The sequence below is a fragment of the Deltaproteobacteria bacterium genome, from assembly GCA_009692615.1.
Taxonomy (GTDB): Bacteria; Desulfobacterota; Binatia; order UBA9968; family UBA9968; genus DP-20.
In genome coordinates this window covers 18,191-37,038 of the sequence record SHYW01000022.1, presented here as the reverse complement: position 1 = coordinate 37,038, position 18,848 = coordinate 18,191, and the positions used below count along the sequence as shown (strand labels likewise).

At 58.2% G+C, this 18,848-nt stretch carries 17 protein-coding genes; 3 read left to right on the top strand and 14 right to left on the bottom strand.

Annotated features, from left to right (window positions below):
- Window positions 1-270 precede the first annotated feature (270 nt).
- Window positions 271-1,209, bottom strand: a complete 939-nt coding sequence (locus EXR70_07505; GenBank protein ID MSP38320.1) for an aldo/keto reductase — start codon at window positions 1,207-1,209, stop codon at window positions 271-273.
- Between the two features lie 173 nt (window positions 1,210-1,382).
- Between EXR70_07505 and EXR70_07500 the strand changes: the two genes are divergently transcribed.
- Complete coding sequence (locus tag EXR70_07500) at window positions 1,383-2,255, top strand: DMT family transporter (GenBank protein MSP38319.1); 873 nt, start codon at window positions 1,383-1,385, stop codon at window positions 2,253-2,255.
- Window positions 2,256-2,257: 2 nt separating this feature from the next.
- Here the strand turns inward: EXR70_07500 and EXR70_07495 are convergent, their stop codons facing one another.
- The 13 genes from EXR70_07495 to EXR70_07435 form a co-directional block, all read right to left on the bottom strand.
- Window positions 2,258-2,620 carry a DUF2007 domain-containing protein gene (locus EXR70_07495; protein ID MSP38318.1) on the bottom strand — a complete coding sequence of 121 codons (363 nt, stop codon included), beginning with the start codon at window positions 2,618-2,620 and terminating at the stop codon, window positions 2,258-2,260.
- A gap of 48 nt (window positions 2,621-2,668) precedes the next feature.
- Window positions 2,669-3,022 (bottom strand): 4,5-dioxygenase, encoded by a 354-nt coding sequence (locus EXR70_07490; protein ID MSP38317.1) that lies wholly within the window; start codon window positions 3,020-3,022, stop codon window positions 2,669-2,671.
- Between the two features lie 225 nt (window positions 3,023-3,247).
- Complete coding sequence (locus tag EXR70_07485; protein MSP38316.1) at window positions 3,248-3,442, bottom strand: hypothetical protein; 195 nt, start codon at window positions 3,440-3,442, stop codon at window positions 3,248-3,250.
- Window positions 3,443-3,864: 422 nt separating this feature from the next.
- The gene (locus EXR70_07480; protein ID MSP38315.1) at window positions 3,865-4,851 is read right to left on the bottom strand and encodes an ABC transporter substrate-binding protein; all 987 of its coding nucleotides are present in this window, start codon (window positions 4,849-4,851) and stop codon (window positions 3,865-3,867) included.
- Window positions 4,852-4,951: 100 nt separating this feature from the next.
- Complete coding sequence (locus tag EXR70_07475) at window positions 4,952-9,280, bottom strand: VWA domain-containing protein (GenBank protein MSP38314.1); 4,329 nt, start codon at window positions 9,278-9,280, stop codon at window positions 4,952-4,954.
- A gap of 18 nt (window positions 9,281-9,298) precedes the next feature.
- A complete protein-coding gene (locus EXR70_07470) occupies window positions 9,299-10,348 on the bottom strand; it encodes a DUF58 domain-containing protein (GenBank protein ID MSP38313.1) in 1,050 nt (349 codons plus the stop codon).
- Window positions 10,345-11,349, bottom strand: coding sequence for an AAA family ATPase (locus EXR70_07465; GenBank protein ID MSP38312.1), 1,005 nt, complete (start codon window positions 11,347-11,349; stop codon window positions 10,345-10,347). The genes EXR70_07470 and EXR70_07465 overlap by 4 nt, the downstream gene beginning before the upstream one ends.
- Before the next feature lie 96 nt (window positions 11,350-11,445).
- Window positions 11,446-12,855 carry a hypothetical protein gene (locus tag EXR70_07460; protein MSP38311.1) on the bottom strand — a complete coding sequence of 470 codons (1,410 nt, stop codon included), beginning with the start codon at window positions 12,853-12,855 and terminating at the stop codon, window positions 11,446-11,448.
- A 2-nt stretch (window positions 12,856-12,857) separates the two neighbouring features.
- Window positions 12,858-13,598, bottom strand: coding sequence for a hypothetical protein (locus EXR70_07455; protein ID MSP38310.1), 741 nt, complete (start codon window positions 13,596-13,598; stop codon window positions 12,858-12,860).
- Complete coding sequence (locus tag EXR70_07450; protein ID MSP38309.1) at window positions 13,595-15,232, bottom strand: hypothetical protein; 1,638 nt, start codon at window positions 15,230-15,232, stop codon at window positions 13,595-13,597. The genes EXR70_07455 and EXR70_07450 overlap by 4 nt, the downstream gene beginning before the upstream one ends.
- 30 nt (window positions 15,233-15,262) lie before the next feature.
- Window positions 15,263-15,598 carry a hypothetical protein gene (locus tag EXR70_07445; GenBank protein MSP38308.1) on the bottom strand — a complete coding sequence of 112 codons (336 nt, stop codon included), beginning with the start codon at window positions 15,596-15,598 and terminating at the stop codon, window positions 15,263-15,265.
- Window positions 15,599-15,639: 41 nt separating this feature from the next.
- Entirely contained in the window at window positions 15,640-16,122 is a 483-nt protein-coding gene (gene greA, locus EXR70_07440) for a transcription elongation factor GreA (protein ID MSP38307.1), read from the bottom strand.
- A gap of 731 nt (window positions 16,123-16,853) precedes the next feature.
- Window positions 16,854-17,636 (bottom strand): DUF1566 domain-containing protein, encoded by a 783-nt coding sequence (locus EXR70_07435; GenBank protein ID MSP38306.1) that lies wholly within the window; start codon window positions 17,634-17,636, stop codon window positions 16,854-16,856.
- A gap of 361 nt (window positions 17,637-17,997) precedes the next feature.
- Between EXR70_07435 and EXR70_07430 the strand changes: the two genes are divergently transcribed.
- Entirely contained in the window at window positions 17,998-18,405 is a 408-nt protein-coding gene (locus tag EXR70_07430; protein ID MSP38305.1) for a hypothetical protein, read from the top strand.
- Window positions 18,406-18,558: 153 nt separating this feature from the next.
- Window positions 18,559-18,762 carry a hypothetical protein gene (locus EXR70_07425; protein ID MSP38304.1) on the top strand — a complete coding sequence of 68 codons (204 nt, stop codon included), beginning with the start codon at window positions 18,559-18,561 and terminating at the stop codon, window positions 18,760-18,762.
- The last annotated feature ends 86 nt before the right edge of the window (window positions 18,763-18,848 follow it).

Below are 18,848 nucleotides of genomic sequence, written 5' to 3'. Positions count from 1 at the left end.
ATGAAATATTTTTGTGCGGTGGATTATCCGATTCCGGCTATTTTTCTCCGTAATCTCTGTACTACTATATCTCAAAATTTGCGCGTCACGCGCAAATTTTCCGACAGACAAAACATTTCGGACTCGGGCATTCCTCTCGCCAAGGAGCAAAGGCGCCAAGTTCGGAAAAGAATTTATTTCTTAAAACCTTTGCGCCTTTGCGCCTTTGCGAGAGTTGTTCCGAAATTCGGTTGCGGCTTCGCCGCGCTAGGCCCTCTGTGGTAAAATTTCCTACGCCTTCAAAATCCCCTCGATCTCTTTCAGCTCAGCGCTCGTTAGATGCCAATCCGCCGCTTTGACGTTGCTGGTCACATGATCGACTCGCTTTGCGCCGGTGATTACTGAACAAACTTTCGGCTGAGCCAAGAGCCACGCTTGCGCCAACTCGTTGACGCCGCGGCCGTGATCCTTCGACCACTCGCTGAGCTTGCTGACAACGCGATAATTAGGCTCGGTCATGAGATTCTGCACCAGCTTCACCGACTCGCCGCGGGAACCCGGCGGCGGCGGTTTGCCGAATTCATATTTGCCGGTGAGAAAGCCGCCTGCCAATGGATAATAGGGCACGAAGCCGACGTTGTGCGCTTGGCAATAGGGCAAGACTTCGCGCTCGACGCCGCGGTTGAGCAGGTTGTATTCGGACTGCAAAACCGCGAAGCGGCTCCAGCCTTTCAACTCTGCCAACAGATTGGCGTGGGCCAATTGCCACGAAGCGAATAGCGACGCGCCGATGTAAGATATTTTACCCATGCGAATCAGATCGTCCAAACCGCGCAGGGTTTCTTCGATCGGCGTCGTGTCGTCCCAGCGATGGCAGTAGTACAAATCGATGTGATCGCTCTGCAAGCGGCGCAAACTCTGCTCCACCGACTGCATCATATGATAGCGCGACGAGCCCCAACTGTTGGCGCTGGTCTTGCGCGGAAAGTTGAACTTGGTCGCCAGCACGACCTTGTCCATGCGCCCTTTGAGCGCCACGCCTAAAGTTTCTTCCGACCGGCCATCGTTATAAACGTTGGCCGAATCCAAAAAATTCACGCCGCCGTCGAGCGCGGCGTCGATGACTTTGTTGACTTCCGCTTGCGGCATGTCCGGTGAGCCGAAACGGTTGGTACCCAAGCCGACCACTGAAACCCGCACACCGGCATTGCCCAGTTGACGATACTCCATGAACACTCCCTGCTAATTTTTTGCCCAGATACTTCCGCAGCGAACTATTTTTCTGATTCGAACCGCAAACTCTCGCGACTTCTAACATCCGCTCATCCGTGGGTCAAACCACCGGCGAATGGAACTGTGACGCCGCTTCAGATACATGTACCGCAAGCCAACCCATCATCGCCATGGACTTCTCCCCGCAACTCGTCGCCCTCGCTTCCACCGCCGTCTACGCCGCGGGCAATCTCTACGCCCGCGTCGGCTTGGTTCATTCGACGCCGCTCATCGTCACGTTGATATCGCTGATCGTGCAAACGGTCGTGGTATGGACGATCCTATTGGCCAGAGGCGGCGTGCCGGCCATCGACTCGCGGGCTTTGATGATTTTCATCGCCGTCGGCGCCGTCTTGCCGATCGTCCGCCTGCTCAGCTACATCGGCATCGCCCGCATCGGCTCGGCGCGTTCGTCGTCGCTACGCTCCACCCATCCGTTCTTCAGCGCCGCGTTGGCGATCGCATTCCTCGGCGAGCCGGCCAAACATAACGTCATGCTCGGCACCTTACTGATCGTCGCCGGCATCTTTTTTACCTGTTGGGAACCGCGCGAGAATAATGTTGATGCCAAACCAACCGACGCGCTCTATCCGTTGGCCGCCGCGTTGATGTCGGGGCTGATCCATCCAGCGACACGTTTTGCCTTAACAGGCGCCAACCAGCCGATCGCTTATTCGGCCATCGTTGGCATGGTCTCGTTGCTTTGTTTGAGCGCTTACTTCGTCCTAACCGGACAAGTGCGACGCGACGTCTGGCCGTCGCGCGCGGCGCTGATTCCGTTCGTCACCGCGAGCCTGCTCGAAACCGTGGGCTTTCTCTTGTTCAGCGCCGCAGTCAGTCTCGGCCCGGTGGTTTTGATCGCGCCGATCATGGCGACCACGCCCATGTGGGTGTTGCTCGGCTCGATCATTCTATTGCGCGATCTGGAAAAAGTGACGCTCAGAACCGCGCTGGGCAGCTCTGCCGTCGTCGGTGGGACGATTTTACTGACGTTGAATAAATGAATTTAACGGCGACGTGAAGGCGCGGCGAATTTGATCACGCCGCGAGATTTGACGCCGGCGCGGTCACAGCCGCAGTTCCAGCATTCGGAAAATTGTCCTTCGATGTTTTCACCGCAACCGAGGCAGCTCCAGGGCTTTTTCACCGAACTGAGCGGCGCTAGAGCTTTTTTTAGAATCGATTTAGCGCGGTTCGCTTTGTTATCTTCAATCACCCACAGCTCGGGCCAACACTCGATGGGCGGCAGCTCGCCGGCCGCGCTGATCAGATCGAGCTTCTTGGTCACGCACTGAATACCGAAACTCGCCATGACATTTTTCAAGTGGCCGATCATCAGCGAATCTTTGCTGCTGTAAATACGTTGCATGGAAAGTTTCGGGCGATTGAATCGCTGACAATCCCGTCCTGGATAAAACTAATTTTGTTGGTGGCGCTTGAGCACCGCTTCGTTAAGTTTCAGCCGTTCACCGAGCCAGAGCGAACGAATCATGTGATCGCCGTAACCGTCGCCACCGGTGGTCGGATGAACTAGCACGGACAATCCCTCGCGGTTGACCATGAGCCAGGGCACGACCTTGGCGAATTCATCGATCGTAAACACCGCCTGATACATGGCATCGAGATGCGGCCCCACTGGCTCATCATGCCAGCTACCGAGCTGAACGTTGAACTGCGTCAAGCCAGCGCGCACCTTCTGCGCCGCCGCGCGCGTCGTTTTTGGATCGTAATAAATATGGGCGTGATAATCCTTGACCACCCGCTCGCTCATGGCGCACCTCCGGCTAACGCCCTAACCTTCTATCAAATCTGCGCGATGATGCCAGAGGCAGTGATAGCCGTGCTCAATCGGAAAATCCGATCTCACAACGAAGGCACGAAGAGCACGAAGTTCGGAATATTAATTATCCGAAACCTTCCTGTCCTTCGTGGTGAATACTATCTTACTTATTTCGCTGCGGGTCAGTCGAGCGGCGCGAACCTAATGAAAGAAATCTTAGCGCTTGGAAGGATCGGGCATGATCTCATCGGGAAAGAGATATTCTTCACACTCCGCGCCGAAGTTGACGAGAATCAACTGCCGTCCCATATTCTCGACGGAGCGGACAAAGGTCCCTTCCCGCGGCAGGATTGTGCCGGTTTTCTGCGAGCGAATCGGTCTGGTAGTTTTTAGACTATCTCCCGGTTTCATAGCCACCTCTTCGGAGCTAATCTTGGTTGCGCGACTCTCGCCGCTGCGATGCTTTTTTATCTTTACTATCGGCCCGTTCATCAATTGATTAAACCCTCGTCGGTTAGACGTCCAAAACCCATAAATCCATTCAATTCGGCCCAACGCCGACCTGGTAATTATACCCCAACTCGGTGCCATGGGGTAGAAAATCTCAAATGGCAGAAGCAACCCTGTCTACTTTGCATCGCTGGAGCTAGCGCACTCTGAACAAGTGCGGCTCGGCGCGGCAAACCAATGTCTCTTGAAGTGGCGCCGGCAAGCGAGCTTGCCGCATTGCTGGCACTTGCCGCCGTCGCGCGCAGCGAACTTCGCGCCACAGATCGCGCAAGTGAAGGGGACGATATTACTGGAGGGGACAACCACGATTGCAGCGGTCGCGACTACTTGCCGCCATACACCTTGTCAAAAAATCCTTCGCTCTCTAATTTCCTCAACCAGCTCGCATCGACGATCTCTTCCGCTTTCATGCCGGCGGCTTTGGGGTTTTGCTCGGCGACGTATTTGATGACGATGCGCATGCCCTCCAAGGTTGGGTAGGGTTTGCGGTCGAGCTCTTCTTGCGCTTCGAGATAAAAGTCCTCGGCGGCTTCCGAGTTCGGCAGGCGCAGATTGCGCGCGATGATCTCCTTCACTGCCGGTTTATTCTCCCGGTGAAAAATATAGCCGTAGGCTTCGATCATCGACCGGGCCAGACCATCGATGGTTTTGGGATTGGCCGCGGCGTATTCCCGTTTCATCGCCAGGCCGGTGTTCTGGTAGGGAATCTTCGATTGCAACATGTTGAGCAAATTGTAAAACCCCTTACCGGTCATCACCTTGGTCGCCACCCGCTGGAGCATACCCGCATCGATCGCTTTCGCCTCTAGCGCCGCCATACGATCGGGATCGACGCCGGTTTGAATCAAAGTGATGCGGTCGCGATTGAGGTCCAGTCCTAAATGTTCCAGGGCGATCAACGCCGAGATATGCGACGAGCCGCCGAAACGAGCGGTGCCGATTTTCTTGCCCTTGAGATCTTCCGCCCGGCGAATGTTCGGCTGGGTCACCACGCTGAACGGCGAGGTGTTGCTGAGACCGAAAAAAAACGAAATCTTCTCGCCGGCGGCGACTAAGCTGACCAGCGAAGCCGGCGCGTTGGCGGTGATTTGCAACTCTCCCGCGGCGAACATCTGCGCCACCAGCGAACCGCTGTTGACCAAAATAAGCTGAACAGCGAGCCCATGTCTTTCGAAAAACTTCCGATCCTTGGCCACCCACAGCGGCGCCATGTGCGGCGTCGGCGTCGACAGCGCCACGCGCACCCGTTGCAGGGGCTGGGCATCGGACGGCAAGGAGAAAAACAGCGCCGAGACGATTAACGAAAACATTATGAATAACGACTTCAAACTAGAACCTCCAAATCGATCGAGCTAGCTAATTGATGGCGCAGATCGAGTGTAGCGAGCGGGAGCCTTTCAAGCAAATGGCTCATACTACGGCGCGGCGCCGCACCGGCCAACTGCGCAGCACGAGATCGGCGAGAAACAGCAACAGCCCCGCGCCTGCCAGCGGCCACCAGGTGTCTTTGCCTTGGCTGCCTTTGCCCGGCGTCGGCGTGTAGAGCCGTTGTAATCCGGCGGCGAAATTTTCCCCGTCGAGCATTTCGCCGCCGGTCTCCTCGGCGAGACGGCTGAGCAACGCCAAGTTGGGTTTCAATTCGCGGTACTCCTTCGGATAGGGCGCGATATAAGGCAAGGTGGCGACCGCCAGCGGCGCCGCGCCACCCTCGGCTTCGGCATAGAGCGTGGCGAAGTGAATGCCGCGCTGACCGGAGTTGAATTTTCCTTCATAGCGCCCCGGCGCGCTTTGTTGCAGCGATTGCGCGCTGGTGCCGCGATCCGGCGCGCTGATGTTGGCCTTGAGCTTTAGATGATTGAGAAAGCTTCCGTCGCGCGCTGCCAGATCGGCAACGATCTTAACCGCATCGCCGTCGGCAAGAAAATCAGCGCGCAATTTCGCATCGAGAATTTTCCGCATGGTGTCGCGGGCGATCTGACTCGTCCATTGGCTAAAATTTTGCCAGCCGACCCACTCTTTGCCCCAGCGTCCACTCAGATCGGAAGTAAACGCCATCACCCGGCCGAGGCCGTAACGCCAGGAAACCAGCAGCGGATCTTTGTCCGCGCGCATGAGTAACTCGGCGCGCGGCTTGGGATAGGTCAGCACGTAGCCGCGCAGCGCCGGTAAATTATTTTGGCCGATGCCTTTGAGCGGCCCGCTGGCGGCGACGATGGTCGGCGTCACCGGTTTTTCAATCAGCAGATCGCGCGAGATCAGCAGCGTCTCGGTGGTAAAAATCTGCGGGATAGTCTGCGGATCGAGAGCCACGTAGCCGCGCCCCTTGCCGTTTTTGGCGATGTCGGCCATCAACTGCACGTCGGCATCGTTGCCCACCGACACGGTGGAGACGGTCACCCCCGCGTTGGCCATCTTGCTTACGAGAGAATGAAAGTCCGCCTTGTCGGTCAAGCCGTCGGACAACACGATGACATGTTTGATCGACGCCTGCATGGCGGCGATGGCACGCTCGGCTTCGACCATCGCCTTGTACATATCGGTGCCGCCGTCCGATTGCAGTCCGGCCAGTCCCGAGGTGAGCCACTCGCCTTTGCCGACTTGACGAAACGGCAGCGCCCAATCCCAGTTGGCGTCGAAGGCGAGAATACCGACCTGATCGCTTGGATTCATGATGTCCGCCGCCGCCATCGCCGCCGCTTTGGCGAGATCGAGCTTGGTGCTGCCCTCGGCGCCGGCGCCCATGCTGCCCGACTTGTCGATCACGAACAGCAGCGCGACATGGGGCATTTCCAAGCGCGCCGGCGGACGCATGTCGACGGGCAGAATGCGCTCCAGCGGCGTCCGGAAATAACCGCCGGCGCCGAAGCTTTGCGAGCCGCCGACCACCCACAAACCGCCGCCCAGATCGCGCACGTACTTTTCGATAGTTTCCATTTTAGCGTAGGAAAGTTGAAACGCCGGCACGTTATCGAGTACCAACAGATCGAATGCCGAAAGCTCAGCCAACGACAGCCCATGGCGTTGCGGCGCCGACTCGACCACAGCGTAACCTTGTACCTGCAGCACGCGCGCGAGCACCCGCTGGCTTTCCGGTTGGGACGAGAGCAGCAATACCCGCGGCGGCCCTTTCACTTCGACCACACCCTGTAACAAATTATTTTCGGCCAGAGTATCGTCCGCCGACTCGACCAGCAGCTCGTAGCTGTGATTGCCACGTTCGGTCAAACTGTCGCGAAAACTGAATCGGTTGCTGCCGGCTTTCAAACGCACGTCTTGCTCGCTATGCAATGTGCCGTTGCGCAGTAAACGAATGCGCGCCGGCGCTTCGCGGCCGCTTTCGATGACGGCGCGAATTTCAAAACCTTCAGCGCTATCGACTTGGCGCGGCAGAGTCAGATCGCTTAAAAATACTTCGTTGCGGCCGCGCGCCAAACCGACCGGCAATGTCCAGATGGCAATCCCTTGGCTGCGCAGCAAGTCCGTGACCCGCGCGGTCTGGCCGCGATTCTCGTTGCCGTCGCTGACTAAGAGAATGCGCCCCTGGCGTCCTTCACCGACCTGCGCCGCCGCCGCTTGCAGCGCGGCTTGAATATCGGTTTCCTCCCGGTCCATGCGCGCGCCCAGGTCGCTGAGAATCATTTTATCCCGCGGTAAAAACTCCCACTCCGGCGCCCGGCCAAAGGCGAGCAGGCCGGTGCGCGTGTGAGGATTTTCCCAACCCTGCGCCGCGGCGAGCAAATCGCGCGCCTTCTCCCTACCCTCTTGGCCGACGCTGCGTGACAGATCGACGCTGAAAATCACATCCAGCGCGGTGGTCGATTTGAAAATCCGCGGATTGACCGCGGCGAACACCAGCGCCGCGAGCGCGGCGCCGCGAAAGAGCAGCGGATAGAGCGCCAAGCCTTGGCGATACGCGAACAATAGTTCGCCGACCAGCACCAGCAACGCGAGCGCGAGAAGATACGGCCACAGTGAAAAACCGCTCTCCGCGGTGCTGCTACCTGCCGAGTTCGCCTCCCTGGCGCCGGTCAAGTTAGCTGGCGGCGAAATATTCGACTCGCTCTCGTCCAACAGATTGACCGCGAAGCGGCCGGTGCGGCTGGCGCTTTTGTAACTGTAAAAACCGCTCTCGACAGTGTCGGCGAAACGCAGCGGCCGCGCCGCCGCCGGCAATATTTCTTTCTTGCCTGAAGGTGAGGTGATTTCGACGCTGTCGTCGCTCGCTGGCAAACGCAGCGCCAAGGCCGTTCCCGCCGGCGCGCTTTGGCCGGGAAATTCTAACCGCGCCGGTTGAAACCATTCGAGTAAATTATGCAGCAACACCGGAAACGCCACGCGCAAAGGCAAATCCGACTCCATGAGATCGAAGCCGATAAAAACCGCGCGCAGCCGGCCGCGTTCCACAGCGACCATCAGCGGTCCGTCGCTGGACTGCGCCAAAACCGTAGCTGAACCTGTCAGCGCCACGCGCAGCGCTTGGCGCACGCGCAGTTCGCCCAATGCCAATCCTTCGGTGATCGGATGCTTCGCCAACGGCGCGCTCAACCGCGGGTGGTCGCTCTTGCCGCGCCCTTGCAGCGGCAAATTGGCCGCCAGCGTATCGATGAAAATAAAATTTCCCTGAGTCAATGCCGGCGCGGCGACGCGATCGAAAATAATCACGTCATAGTTTTGCCGCGCCATTTCGCCGTCCCAAGCCGGTGCCGCGGTCAATTCAACGTGGGCAAAGAAACGCAGCAGATTACTCAAATAAGGATTGCCCGGGCCGACGTAAAGCAAATGCAAAAGCGGCGCGTCGTCGACGGCTAGGTAAGCGCGATTGTCGGTGGCGAAATCGTCGTCGACCTCCAGCGCCGCGGTCAGTGGGCCGGACCAGCTTTGCTCCAGCGGATAAATCAGCACGCGCCGGCCATCGGCGCCGATGTCGATGATTTCCCGGCGCAAGACTTTTGCGCCCACGCTTAACGTCAAAGGCACGCGCATCGGCTTAGCGGTGAAGTTACGCACATGAACGAGAATTTCGCCGTTGGCCGGATGATCGAGTGGGCGGCGCACTTCGAATCCGACGATGGCGAGATTATTTTCTCCGCCGTCGACTTTGATGAACTTGACCTGGGCAGTCGATTTGGCGAACTCTTCGGCGCCGCTAAAAGCGCCGTCGCTGATCACGACCACGCGGTCGGCGCTGGCGCGCTTGACAAAGGCGTGAGCGAAAAGAATCGCCTCCTTGACCCGCCCCGGCGCATCGGTGGCGGTTAAACTGCGCCCAAGCTCGCGCAAGCGCCGTTGGTCGGCGCTGAACGGCACCAGCAAACGCGGCTGGGCGCCGGCGCCGATCACCAACATCTTCTGCCCGCTAGACATGCCGTCGACCAGCGCAACAAATTCCCGGCGCGCGGCGTCGAAACGCATTCCCTTGCTGCCCTTGGCCTTCATGCTCGCGCTCAGATCGATGACCACGACCAGATCGCCGGACTGCGAACCGAAGTGAATCAGCGAAGGATCGGCCAACGCCGCGATCAACGCCGTGGCCGCGAGCAGTTGCAAGATCAGCAGTAGATTTTTTCGCAACAGCCAGCCCAAGCGCGTGCGCAGCGGCCGCTCGCGCAACACCCGCTCCCAGATAAACAGCGTGGTCGTGCCAAGCTTCACACCGCGCGGTTTGAGACTATGGAGAAAAACGATCAGCGGCAGCGCCGCGGCGAGCAACAAGAGCGCGGAGGGCAGCGTCCACAACATAAATTACCCCGGCCGCGATTACGCGACGCTGCTCACCTGGCGCAGGGTCTGAAGCACGAACTCATCGAAGGGCACTTGGGTGGAAGTGCGCAGATAGTCGATGCGCCGGCTGGCGCAGACAGCTGCGATTTCTTTGAAGTAGCTGGCCAGCTCGATTTCGAAACGGCGACGCATTTCGTCGTCGAGAAAAAATTTACGCTCGCGCCCGCCTTCGACATCGATCAGCGCCACGTCGCCCCAGGCTTTCGGCGAAAGCTCCTGCTCGTCGACGACGTGAATCACCAGTAGCTGGTAACCTTTGGCGGTCAACTCTTCCAACGCCCGGCGCCAGCCGGCGGGATCGAACAGGTCGCTGACGATGACGACGAAACCCGGTTGGGGAAATACACTGGTAAACGAGTGCAGCGCAGCGCGCAGATTGGTTTCGCCGCCGGCGGATAATTTATTGAGGAATCTGAACATGCTGAGAATCTGTTTGCGCCCGCGCCCCAAGCGAAACGGTTGGTAGAGCGACGATGCGAACGCCGCGCCGCCGACTCGGTCGAGATTTTTTAGGCCGATGTAACCCAGCGCCGCGGCGACTTGCTTGGCGTAGTCGAGCTTCGCCGGCGCGCCTTCGACGCCAAAAGCCATGGAGCGGCTGGTGTCGACCAGCAGATAAATATTCATCTCCTCTTCGGCGGTAAAAATCTTTAGCAGCAAGCGATCGAGACGGCGGTAAACGTTCCAGTCGACGTAGCGCAGATCGTCGCCGCGCTGATAGCGGCGATAGTCGGAAAACTCCAGGCTGAAACCTTTGCGCGACACCGCATGCTCGCCCTTGGCGCCGGCCCAATTGAGCCGCTTGGCGACCAAGTGCAAACGCTCGAGCTTGCGCAGGAAGGCGGTGTCGAAGAATGTTTCGGGTTTCGAGTTTAGAGTTTCGGGTTTAGAGCTCGCGAGCCGCGGCATCTTTCTTTGTGGGTTCACCCGAGCACGGCGAAAAAGTTTCGACACGGCGCCAACGATGCGCCGCCGCTCCGATGCGAATCTCGAAAGCGGCCCCGCGGACCGAAATTCGAAACTCATACTTCCGCTACTTTCTCGACGATTTCAGCTAAAATTTTCTCCGCGCCAATCCCTTCCGCATCGGCTTCCAAATTGAGAATCAAGCGATGGCGTAGGCTCGGCATGAGCATGCTGCGAATGTCGTCGAAAGAAACATTGGGCCGGCCCGCCAGCAGCGCCCGCGCCTTGGCGGCTAGAATCAAACTCTGCAAACCGCGCGGGCTGGAGCCGTAGAGAACAAATCGCCGCGCCAACGACTCGTCGCCGTTGATGCCGTCGGACTTGGGATGGGTACTCAGGATCAAGCGCACAGCATAATCCTTGACGACTTCGGCCAGCGGCACCTCGCGCACCCACTGACGCATTTGCAAAATCGCCGGCCCGTCCAAAACTTCGCGCAACGCCGCGGGCGGCGCCGCGGTGGTGATATCGGCGATGCGCGACAGCTCGGCGTGGTTGGGATATTGTAAAATCAATTTAAAAAAGAAGCGGTCCACTTGCGCTTCGGGCAATGGATAGGTGCCCTCCATTTCAATGGGATTCTGGGTCGCTAGAACCATGAAGGGATTTTCCAGCAGGTGCAGCTTACCGCCGACGGTGACGCCTTGTTCCTGCATCGCCTCGAGCAGCGCCGATTGGGTCTTGGGCGTCGCCCGGTTGATCTCATCGGCGAGCACGATCTGGGCGAACACCGGCCCACGTTGGAAGTCGAAGACCTTGCGTCCCGACGGATCGTCGGTGAGCATATGCGTCCCGGTGATATCGGCGGGCATCAGATCGGGAGTGAACTGAATGCGCGAAAAACTGAGATTCAAAATCTCACCCAAACTGCGCACCAGCAAAGTCTTACCCAAACCGGGCACGCCTTCGAGCAAACAATGGCCGCCGCACACCAGGGCGATAAAAACCTGCTCGATCAATTCCGAGTGGCCGACGATGACCCGCCCCATCTCGCTTTTCACTTCGTCGAAAGCGCGCCGCGCCTTCGCGATGCGCTGTTCGATATCCGCAACCGTTTCCATGATGCAGCTCCTCAATACAGTTGTCAGTTGTCAGTAGTTAGTAAGAACCGGAAATCCCCTCCGACAACTAAACACTAAAAACTAAACACTAAAAACTCACTTCCTAGTTTTCTCCAAGGACATAAAATAATTCCTAATCGTCTCTTTCAACGCCTCCGGCACGCGCTCGGAGTTAAGTTCCTGCTCGGCTTGGCGCCGGTAGTTGGCGACCACTTCCTGCTGGTCAAGTTCGCTCTTGCCCGTGGTCGGCTTGCCTTTGAAAAAAACCGCGCTGCTGTCGCCGGCGCCAATTAAGCTTTTCACTTGCGTCTGCGCGCCGCCGCGAAACTCCGGCAACGATTTGCCGCCGTCGTTTTTTCCCGGCTCGCTGCCGGGCCGGTTGTTGTAATTTTTTTCCCGCTCACCGTCGCCGGCGCCTTCTTGCTCGCCGCGCGCCGCGCTTGCCATGTTGCTTTGATTTTTCTGTCCCTGGCCGGATTGCATCATCTGTTCGAGATATTGTTGAGCGTCGAGCAAGGCGCGCCGGTCAAGCTCGCCGGTGGTCTGTTGATTCAAGCGGTCGAGAAACGCTTTGAGTTCGTTGGCGCCCCCGCCGCGATCGCCCTGGGCTTGCTTGTCCATCTGACGCTTGAGCTGCGGCAAACCTGCCAGGCGATCCATCCACTGTTTGGGCAACTCCTGGCCGCCTTTGGCGCCGTCATTGAACAGATCCCGCGCCGCTTCCAACTCGGCTTTGAGATCCTGCAAGCTTTGCTGGCTCTCCCCCGCCGCGAAAGAATTTTTATCGCTGGCCGACTTGCCCGCCGCCGCTAGTTTTTGCGCCGCACCGGCCAACTCTTTTTTCAACTGTTCGTCGCCGTCCTTCGCGGCGAGATTTTTTTGCGCCAGCTTTTCCAATTCCTGGCCGGCTTTGAGGCTCTCACGAAGGGATTCGCTTTTAGCTTTTTCCTGGATCTCACGGGCATAGTCACGCAGCTGATGGGCCAAAACTTTTGGCCCGCGCTGCCGCTCAACGAACCAGTCCTCGCTGTCAAACCAAAGCAGCGCCGACCAAAGAGCGAACAGCGGCAGCACCGTGTAGGCCGGCCAATTCCACTGGCGCGGCAGCAGCGTGCGCGGTTCAATCGTCGCTAGGCGCTCCTGCGCTTGTTGGTATACCAACTCAGCCGTGGCGCCGCCGTCGCCGCGAGCCGCTAATTCCCACGCCGTGCTGGCGCGCTCGTCTAAATTTAACGCTTTGTCGAGTTGCACTAGCGCGCGCCGGTCGTCCTGCCCGCGCCAACGCTGCCGGTAATAAAAATAGGGCGCGACGATGAGCAGCAGTGCAGCGACAACGAACCAGCGCGATTCAAAATTCGGCAGATAGCCATTGAGCGGCAGCAAGAGCAGCGCCAGCAGCAACGCCGATGCCGCCGCGTTGCCAAGAATCTGCTCCCATCGTTTGCGCCGCTCCCAGGCGAGCACGGCGGCGAACTTTTCTTCCAATAGTTTTTGCGCGGCGCTCACGGCTAACTCTCCCGTCGCAAGGCCCAACGCTGCAAAACGTAACCAGCCGCGCCGAGCCCAAGATGAAAAATTAAATGAATCCACGCCGCCGGCCAGGGCCAACCGAAGCGCGCCAGGGACGACAATTCCAGACTCGACTGGCTGGCGAGTAAAAACGCGATGGGGTTGAGCGGCAGGTAGAGCAACGCCGAGAGAATCACCAGGGCGGCAAAAAAGCAGCGGATGAAAACTTGCCGGTTCTCGGGCTTGCGTTCCCACAGCGCCAAGGCCACGAGCCCCCAGACGCCGTAGCTCAAAGAATAAAACGGCAAGAGCAAAAACACCGCGGCGATAGTGGCCAACGGTGTGCGCGCGATGGCGCCGGCCCAAACCAACAGCGGCGCCGCAACCAGCAGCGATAGACCGATATGGGCGAGCAAAAAACCGAACCGCGCCCGGCTGACCGCCGCCGCCGTCTGTCCCTGTTGATGCAGCCAATGGCTGAGGCGCTGAAAGCGCCAGGGAGCGAACTCCTGGTTCGCCACGCGCAGAGAAAAATAAACCATCAACATCAGCGCCGTGACGGTGCAGACTTTGAACAGACTCGCCGAGCCGCTCCACATTTGCGCGTCCATGGAGGGCACATAGAGGGCGAAGAACTCCACCGGCGCGAGAATCGCCAGTAAATAGAAATAAACCTGAAAGCCGTGCCCTTCGGCGAAATACACTTCGATGCTTTCGCGCCACACCGGGTTGCCGTTCATTCGTCCTCCCCACGGTTGAGCGGGATCGCGGCGCGAAACAGCGCGTAGTCTTGGGTTTGAATGCGTGGGTCGTGAAGTTGCACCCGCGGCCGGGGATTTTTCAGCCAACCGAAAAAAAGCGCCCCATCGCCGGCCCAGCGGGCTTCGCCGTCACGCGGAAAAAACGACGAGTGAAACAAAATCTCGCGGGTCTTGTCGGCGAATTTGAGATCGCGGAAATTTACGACCTCGGCGCGGTTCGGCGCGCCGTCAGTTGGCGGCTTCGGAGCAGTTAACGAAAAGCTTCGGCGCCAACTGGCGCCGCGCGGAATCGAGCCGAGATCGACGCGTTGTCCCGGCAAGAGCAGCCAGCAATCGGTCAGCTCGTGCTCGCTCTGATTATTCATTTTCATGACCAACTGATCGCCTTGGGTTTCAAACTCGGCGCGCAGCGGAAACCGCTCCACCGAGCGCAAACGAAACAGCCGGTAGTCCCACTCACGCAGCGGCAAATGGTAGCGGCTGCCGCCGCCGCTGTCTTGCTCCACCAGCGCCGGCGCGGCATTCAGCCGCGCCCGGCTGGAGACCGGCGTCAGATCCATCCAACCGCGCGCCATCTCGAGATCGAAGACCCGCGACTGGGTCGAGAACAGCGCCAAGTTCGCCTGGGCGTCGACATAACCATCGCCGCTGCTTTCCAACACCGTCGACGACATCAACACGCCATCCGGTATATGGCCGCCGCGATCGAAATGAAAATAGCCGGCCAGCGCCGCGCCGCAGACCAGCGCGGACAGACCGACAATCATGGCGCGCAGCGTCAAGCGCCGACGGTGGGCCAGCCAAGGCAGGACGATGACGGCGAACAGATAACCAACTAGCGCTAGCAAAAGTGAAACGAAAGGCACGTAGGTCGAAATAAAGGTCGGACTGGCGACCAGCTGGTTGAAGACCGCGTCGCTCCACTCGCTATGGGGCAGTGGCTGATCGTTGCCAGCGAGGGGTCCGAGCACGCTTTGCAAAAACTTCGGCAAACCCTGCCACTGCGCCAACGGCGCTCGCCCGATATCCAGAGCGAGATAAACGATGCGGCCCCGGCCGCGGCTCGCTTCGACCAGCAGCGGCAAGCCGTCCGCTTCCAGCAGCGCTTTACCATTTAAAAGTTTCGACTCCTGAGCCCAAACGCCGGCGAGAGTAATCGCGCGCTCGCCTTTGCCAACCGCTGGAGTAAAAGCGATCCGTTTGGTGCCGGTGACGCGCACGGGCAAGAAGCGGCCGAGGGCCGCGTCTTGATAGAGGGCGAAGTTCAAACTGCCGATGACGATCAACTTGCCGCCGGCGCTTAGCCAAGTATCGAGCGCGGCGAGCTGGCCGCGCGCCAAATCGCGCAGCGACTGATCGTAGACAATCACATGGGAGACGCCGAGCAGCGCGCGCGGATCAGCGCTCAGTTCCGCCGGCGCGAGCGCAACCAAGCGGTTGTTGGGCATCCCGCTTAGCGTCGTAAAAACCTGGCTCTCGCTCAACAGTAAAAGCACCGGCCCCGGCGCGAAGTAGCGGCGCAGGTCGAGATCTTTATTGGCGCGGCCCGCCGCGCTGACGAACGAGATCGTCAACGGCCGGCTGATGAAATCCGGATCGACGGTCAATTGCACGGACTTGCGCGCCTGGGCGGCGAGAAATACTTAGCGCCGATAATTGACCGCGAAGGGCGCCCCGCCTTTGGTCGCGCCGCCTTTCCAGACTTGGACTTCGAGTAGCCCCTCAGCGGGCCGGCCGCTGTTGGTCAGCTCGACTTCCAAGGGAAAAGGCCGGCCAAGTTGAAACACGCCGTGAAAACCGACTCGTGGTTCGATGAATATTTCTGCGCCGGCCGCGGAGAAAAAAATCAATTGCCAGAAAAGCGCGGCGATCAACCGAACCGCGCGGATGGTCGAGAATTTAAAGAAATGATGCACCGATGCGCCAACAGGCGGTGGGCGGAGAAACTTGGCGGCAGCCTTGTGCGCCGAAAAGGACATGCTTCCTTTCCAGAAAGGTCCGTCCCGAGCGGCGTGGCGATCTATTCGATGTATTCGACGCTGAGAATGTCGAACGTGCGAATGCCCGTCGGGGTTTGGACCTGAACCTCATCCCCTTCGCTCTTGCCGATCAAGGCGCGCGCGATGGGAGAGCTGATCGAAATTTTACCGTTCTTCGGTTCCGCTTCGTGATCGCCGACGATTTGATATACCACCTTATCGCCGATGTCACCATCGGCCAACGACACCGTGGCGCCAAACACCACGCGGTCTCCGGACAGTTTACTGATGTCGATCACCTGGGCCCGCGCGATCTTGTCCTCGGTGTCGCGGATTTGCAGATCGAGCAAGGATTGGCGATTTTTGGCGGCGTGAAATTCGGCGTTCTCCGAAAGATCGCCATGCTCGCGCGCCTCTTCGATCTCACGAACGTTCTTCGGCCGCTCGACGCTCTTTAAGCGCTTCAACTCTTCCACCAAAAACTGGTGGCCCTTACCCGTCATCGGCACGCTGGCGTCTGCCATAAGTAAAACTCCCAGACAAAATAAAAACCCCTCGGAATCGCTCCCGAGAGGCCTTCAAAAGACTGCCGGTCCTGTCAAGCTGTTTAGTACTGAGGCAATTGTACCATCGGCACGGCCTAAATCAACTGCTATGTTGGGCCGTCAATTTGGAATCTGGAATTTGGAATCTGCCATACCGAGCGCAGCGAGGTCGCGCGCGGGTATGGACACGGTGCGAGGGACTCGCCGCATTGCACCGGCTGACGGATTAAAGGCTTGGCTCGCCTCAACCACGATCAGGCCCCGATTTATTGCCGCTCTAATGTAAAAACCTGAGAGGTGTGTCGGAAAACCGGCGGTGAACACGTAGCCCACGCGAGGGAGCGCCGCAGAATGCAGATCTAAGGTCCGCACGGCTAAAAGCCGCTCCGCTACCAGCGCGCAGCCCACCTTGAGTAGTGCATAGCCCCACCCCTCGATACGCCACCGCAACGGTGGCTACTCGGGGCAGTCGGCATGCATACCCCGTTTCCCCGAGTAGCAACCTTCTCAGGTTGCGTATCGAGGGGTACGGCCTTCTAGGCCTACTCAGGATCAACGGAATTCCAACATCCGTTTGTCCCGAGTAGGTTCCGCAGGAACCGTAACGAGGGATTATCCCGAGTAGCGCGAAGCGCGTATCGAGGGACAAATACTCAAATCACCAAATAACCAAGTCCTGTCCTGAGTAGCGCAACGCGCGTACCGAAGGATTAAGAGCCGCCGCGAACTGCGCGCACGTAGCTGAAGTTGAAGTTCTTGTTGAACGGAAACACGAAACCGTCGAAGAAGCTCACGTTCCACGCGTCGTTCGGGTTGCTCTGGTACGTAGTAGACGACCAGTAGACGGACGATTGCGTGAAGCTGTCCACGCCGTTGTTAAACACAGGGTTGATGGCCGGCAAAACATGCCCGTAGTCCGCTAACGATTGAAGCTCGTTTATATTCGGCAGCCGCCAGTCACAGTGAGTCGCGAAGCAAGGCACGGTGTTCAGCGCCGCGATCTTTACCGCAAAGGCGTCTGCCCAGGTGTAGAAATTGCCTACGTTGTCGCTCGTAAGTTTTTCCCAGACAAGCCCCGTCGAATTATCCGTGATCGTTCCGTTAAGGTTGTCCGTGTAGCTCCGCGCCGTGCCCTTCTCAAGATCACCGTCGGAACCAGTAACTCCAAAGTCGTTTGTCTGCCCCGTCTTGAGCGGGTGTGCGCAACCGGCAATCACCACGTCTCTCTCCTCGGTCCCTATCTTCAGCCGTCCAACGCAGTCCGCCGGTAGATTCGTCGTCGTAAAATTGAAAGCACCTTTTCCATTTGCCGTCGCAACTTTGGTAGGGTCGCCCTCCCAGAATATGTCGGCGTTGGCTGCTGCTCTTTTGCCGTTCACCACAACAGCACCCTGATTGATTTCCGCTTTGTTGATGGTGATCGCCGCCTGCGCCGACGATATAAATATCGCCAACACCGCGAGCGCCACCGTTGTACTGAGTATCCGTTTCATATCCGTTGCCCCTTTCTCTTCCACTGCGTTGATATTTTCGCCTGCTCTTACTACGCCTCTAAAAAACTCTCGCTAACGTTGTTGCGAGCGCGATGAATATCGATTTCGCCGTAGTCAGACAAGAAGAGCATGGATGAAGTTTCCGTAAATCTGCTTGAGCGCGGAGCTTCGGATTTAAATTGTCCGGGTCTGCCGCGATCTGTCGCGGTTGGCGGTTGGTAGGAGGGGTGGCGGCAGCTCTAGTTTCGGGTTTCGAGTTTTGTGTTTCGCGTTCGAAAACCCGGAACGAATTACATCAGTTTGTAGAATGGGTGGAGCCAGCGATACCCATGCCGTCCGAAGTTGCCTCCGGCCCCAGCCGATGGGTTCCGTCGGAATCGGTCCGGAGTTCAATCGACGGACCCAACCGATCCTACGGGGCTCATTCTACCTGCTGGCCGCCGGTTGTTTTCTCGAAAACTTGCGCTACTATGCCGAACTGTGGCTCAACCAGCTCATCGTTACGGCGTTCATCGCGGAGAAAATTTGGGAAAAACATCGAGTTCGGCGCTACGAAGTCGAGGAGGTGCTGGCGCACCGTCAGGCGATCCGTCTTAGGCACAAACAAGATCCCGTTAGAGTTGTCGTCATTGGACGAACGCAGGCGCGCCGATTGCTCAAGATCGTTTTACAGTTCCAAGGCAGAGGACGCTATTTTTTGGTCACCGCCATGGATTTAACTGGTAAAGAGAGAACGCGATATGAGAAAAAAAATGCGGGCCATTCCTAAGTTCGATTCCTGGGAACAGGAGGATGAGTTCTGGTCCAACCATAGCTTGGTCGACCTCGACCTTGCCGAAGACTCGACCCCGTTGATCATTGAAAGGGGCGCGCTGCGTCACTTAAAAACAATTGAAGTGGCCAATCCCGCGTCGATCCGACCATGGAAACGAAAGACGGCATAAAGATCACTCCCAAGGGTCTATTTCTCCCGACCAAATATTTTCGCCATATGGCCGAGCGGCTGGAAGTCATCGTTACCGCCGCTGAAATTCTCATCCGCTCATCCGCAAAACACACCATCCCGGATAAACGTCAGCGCAAGCGCCAAAAGGACCGGCGAACAAAAACGCCTGCCGTTGTTTAGCTTCTACTTCTCGGGCGTGTAACCTGAACGCAGCGGAGATCAATCGACGAATTTTCGTTCAGGTCCAGCCGTCCGACATTGATTGC

Bases quoted from the DNA above. Each gene is read 5' to 3' on its own strand.
- EXR70_07505 (MSP38320.1), bottom strand. From the start codon at position 1,209: ATGGAGTATCGTCAACTGGGCAATGCCGGTGTGCGGGTTTCAGTGGTC.
- EXR70_07500 (MSP38319.1), top strand. From the start codon at position 1,383: ATGGACTTCTCCCCGCAACTCGTCGCCCTCGCTTCCACCGCCGTCTAC.
- EXR70_07495 (MSP38318.1), bottom strand. From the start codon at position 2,620: ATGCAACGTATTTACAGCAGCAAAGATTCGCTGATGATCGGCCACTTG.
- EXR70_07490 (MSP38317.1), bottom strand. From the start codon at position 3,022: ATGAGCGAGCGGGTGGTCAAGGATTATCACGCCCATATTTATTACGAT.
- EXR70_07485 (MSP38316.1), bottom strand. From the start codon at position 3,442: ATGAAACCGGGAGATAGTCTAAAAACTACCAGACCGATTCGCTCGCAG.
- EXR70_07480 (MSP38315.1), bottom strand. From the start codon at position 4,851: ATGTTTTCGTTAATCGTCTCGGCGCTGTTTTTCTCCTTGCCGTCCGAT.
- EXR70_07475 (MSP38314.1), bottom strand. From the start codon at position 9,280: ATGTTGTGGACGCTGCCCTCCGCGCTCTTGTTGCTCGCCGCGGCGCTG.
- EXR70_07470 (MSP38313.1), bottom strand. From the start codon at position 10,348: ATGAGTTTCGAATTTCGGTCCGCGGGGCCGCTTTCGAGATTCGCATCG.
- EXR70_07465 (MSP38312.1), bottom strand. From the start codon at position 11,349: ATGGAAACGGTTGCGGATATCGAACAGCGCATCGCGAAGGCGCGGCGC.
- EXR70_07455 (MSP38310.1), bottom strand. From the start codon at position 13,598: ATGAACGGCAACCCGGTGTGGCGCGAAAGCATCGAAGTGTATTTCGCC.
- EXR70_07445 (MSP38308.1), bottom strand. From the start codon at position 15,598: ATGTCCTTTTCGGCGCACAAGGCTGCCGCCAAGTTTCTCCGCCCACCG.
- greA (MSP38307.1), bottom strand. From the start codon at position 16,122: ATGGCAGACGCCAGCGTGCCGATGACGGGTAAGGGCCACCAGTTTTTG.
- EXR70_07435 (MSP38306.1), bottom strand. From the start codon at position 17,636: ATGAAACGGATACTCAGTACAACGGTGGCGCTCGCGGTGTTGGCGATA.
- EXR70_07430 (MSP38305.1), top strand. From the start codon at position 17,998: ATGGGTTCCGTCGGAATCGGTCCGGAGTTCAATCGACGGACCCAACCG.
- EXR70_07425 (MSP38304.1), top strand. From the start codon at position 18,559: ATGGAAACGAAAGACGGCATAAAGATCACTCCCAAGGGTCTATTTCTC.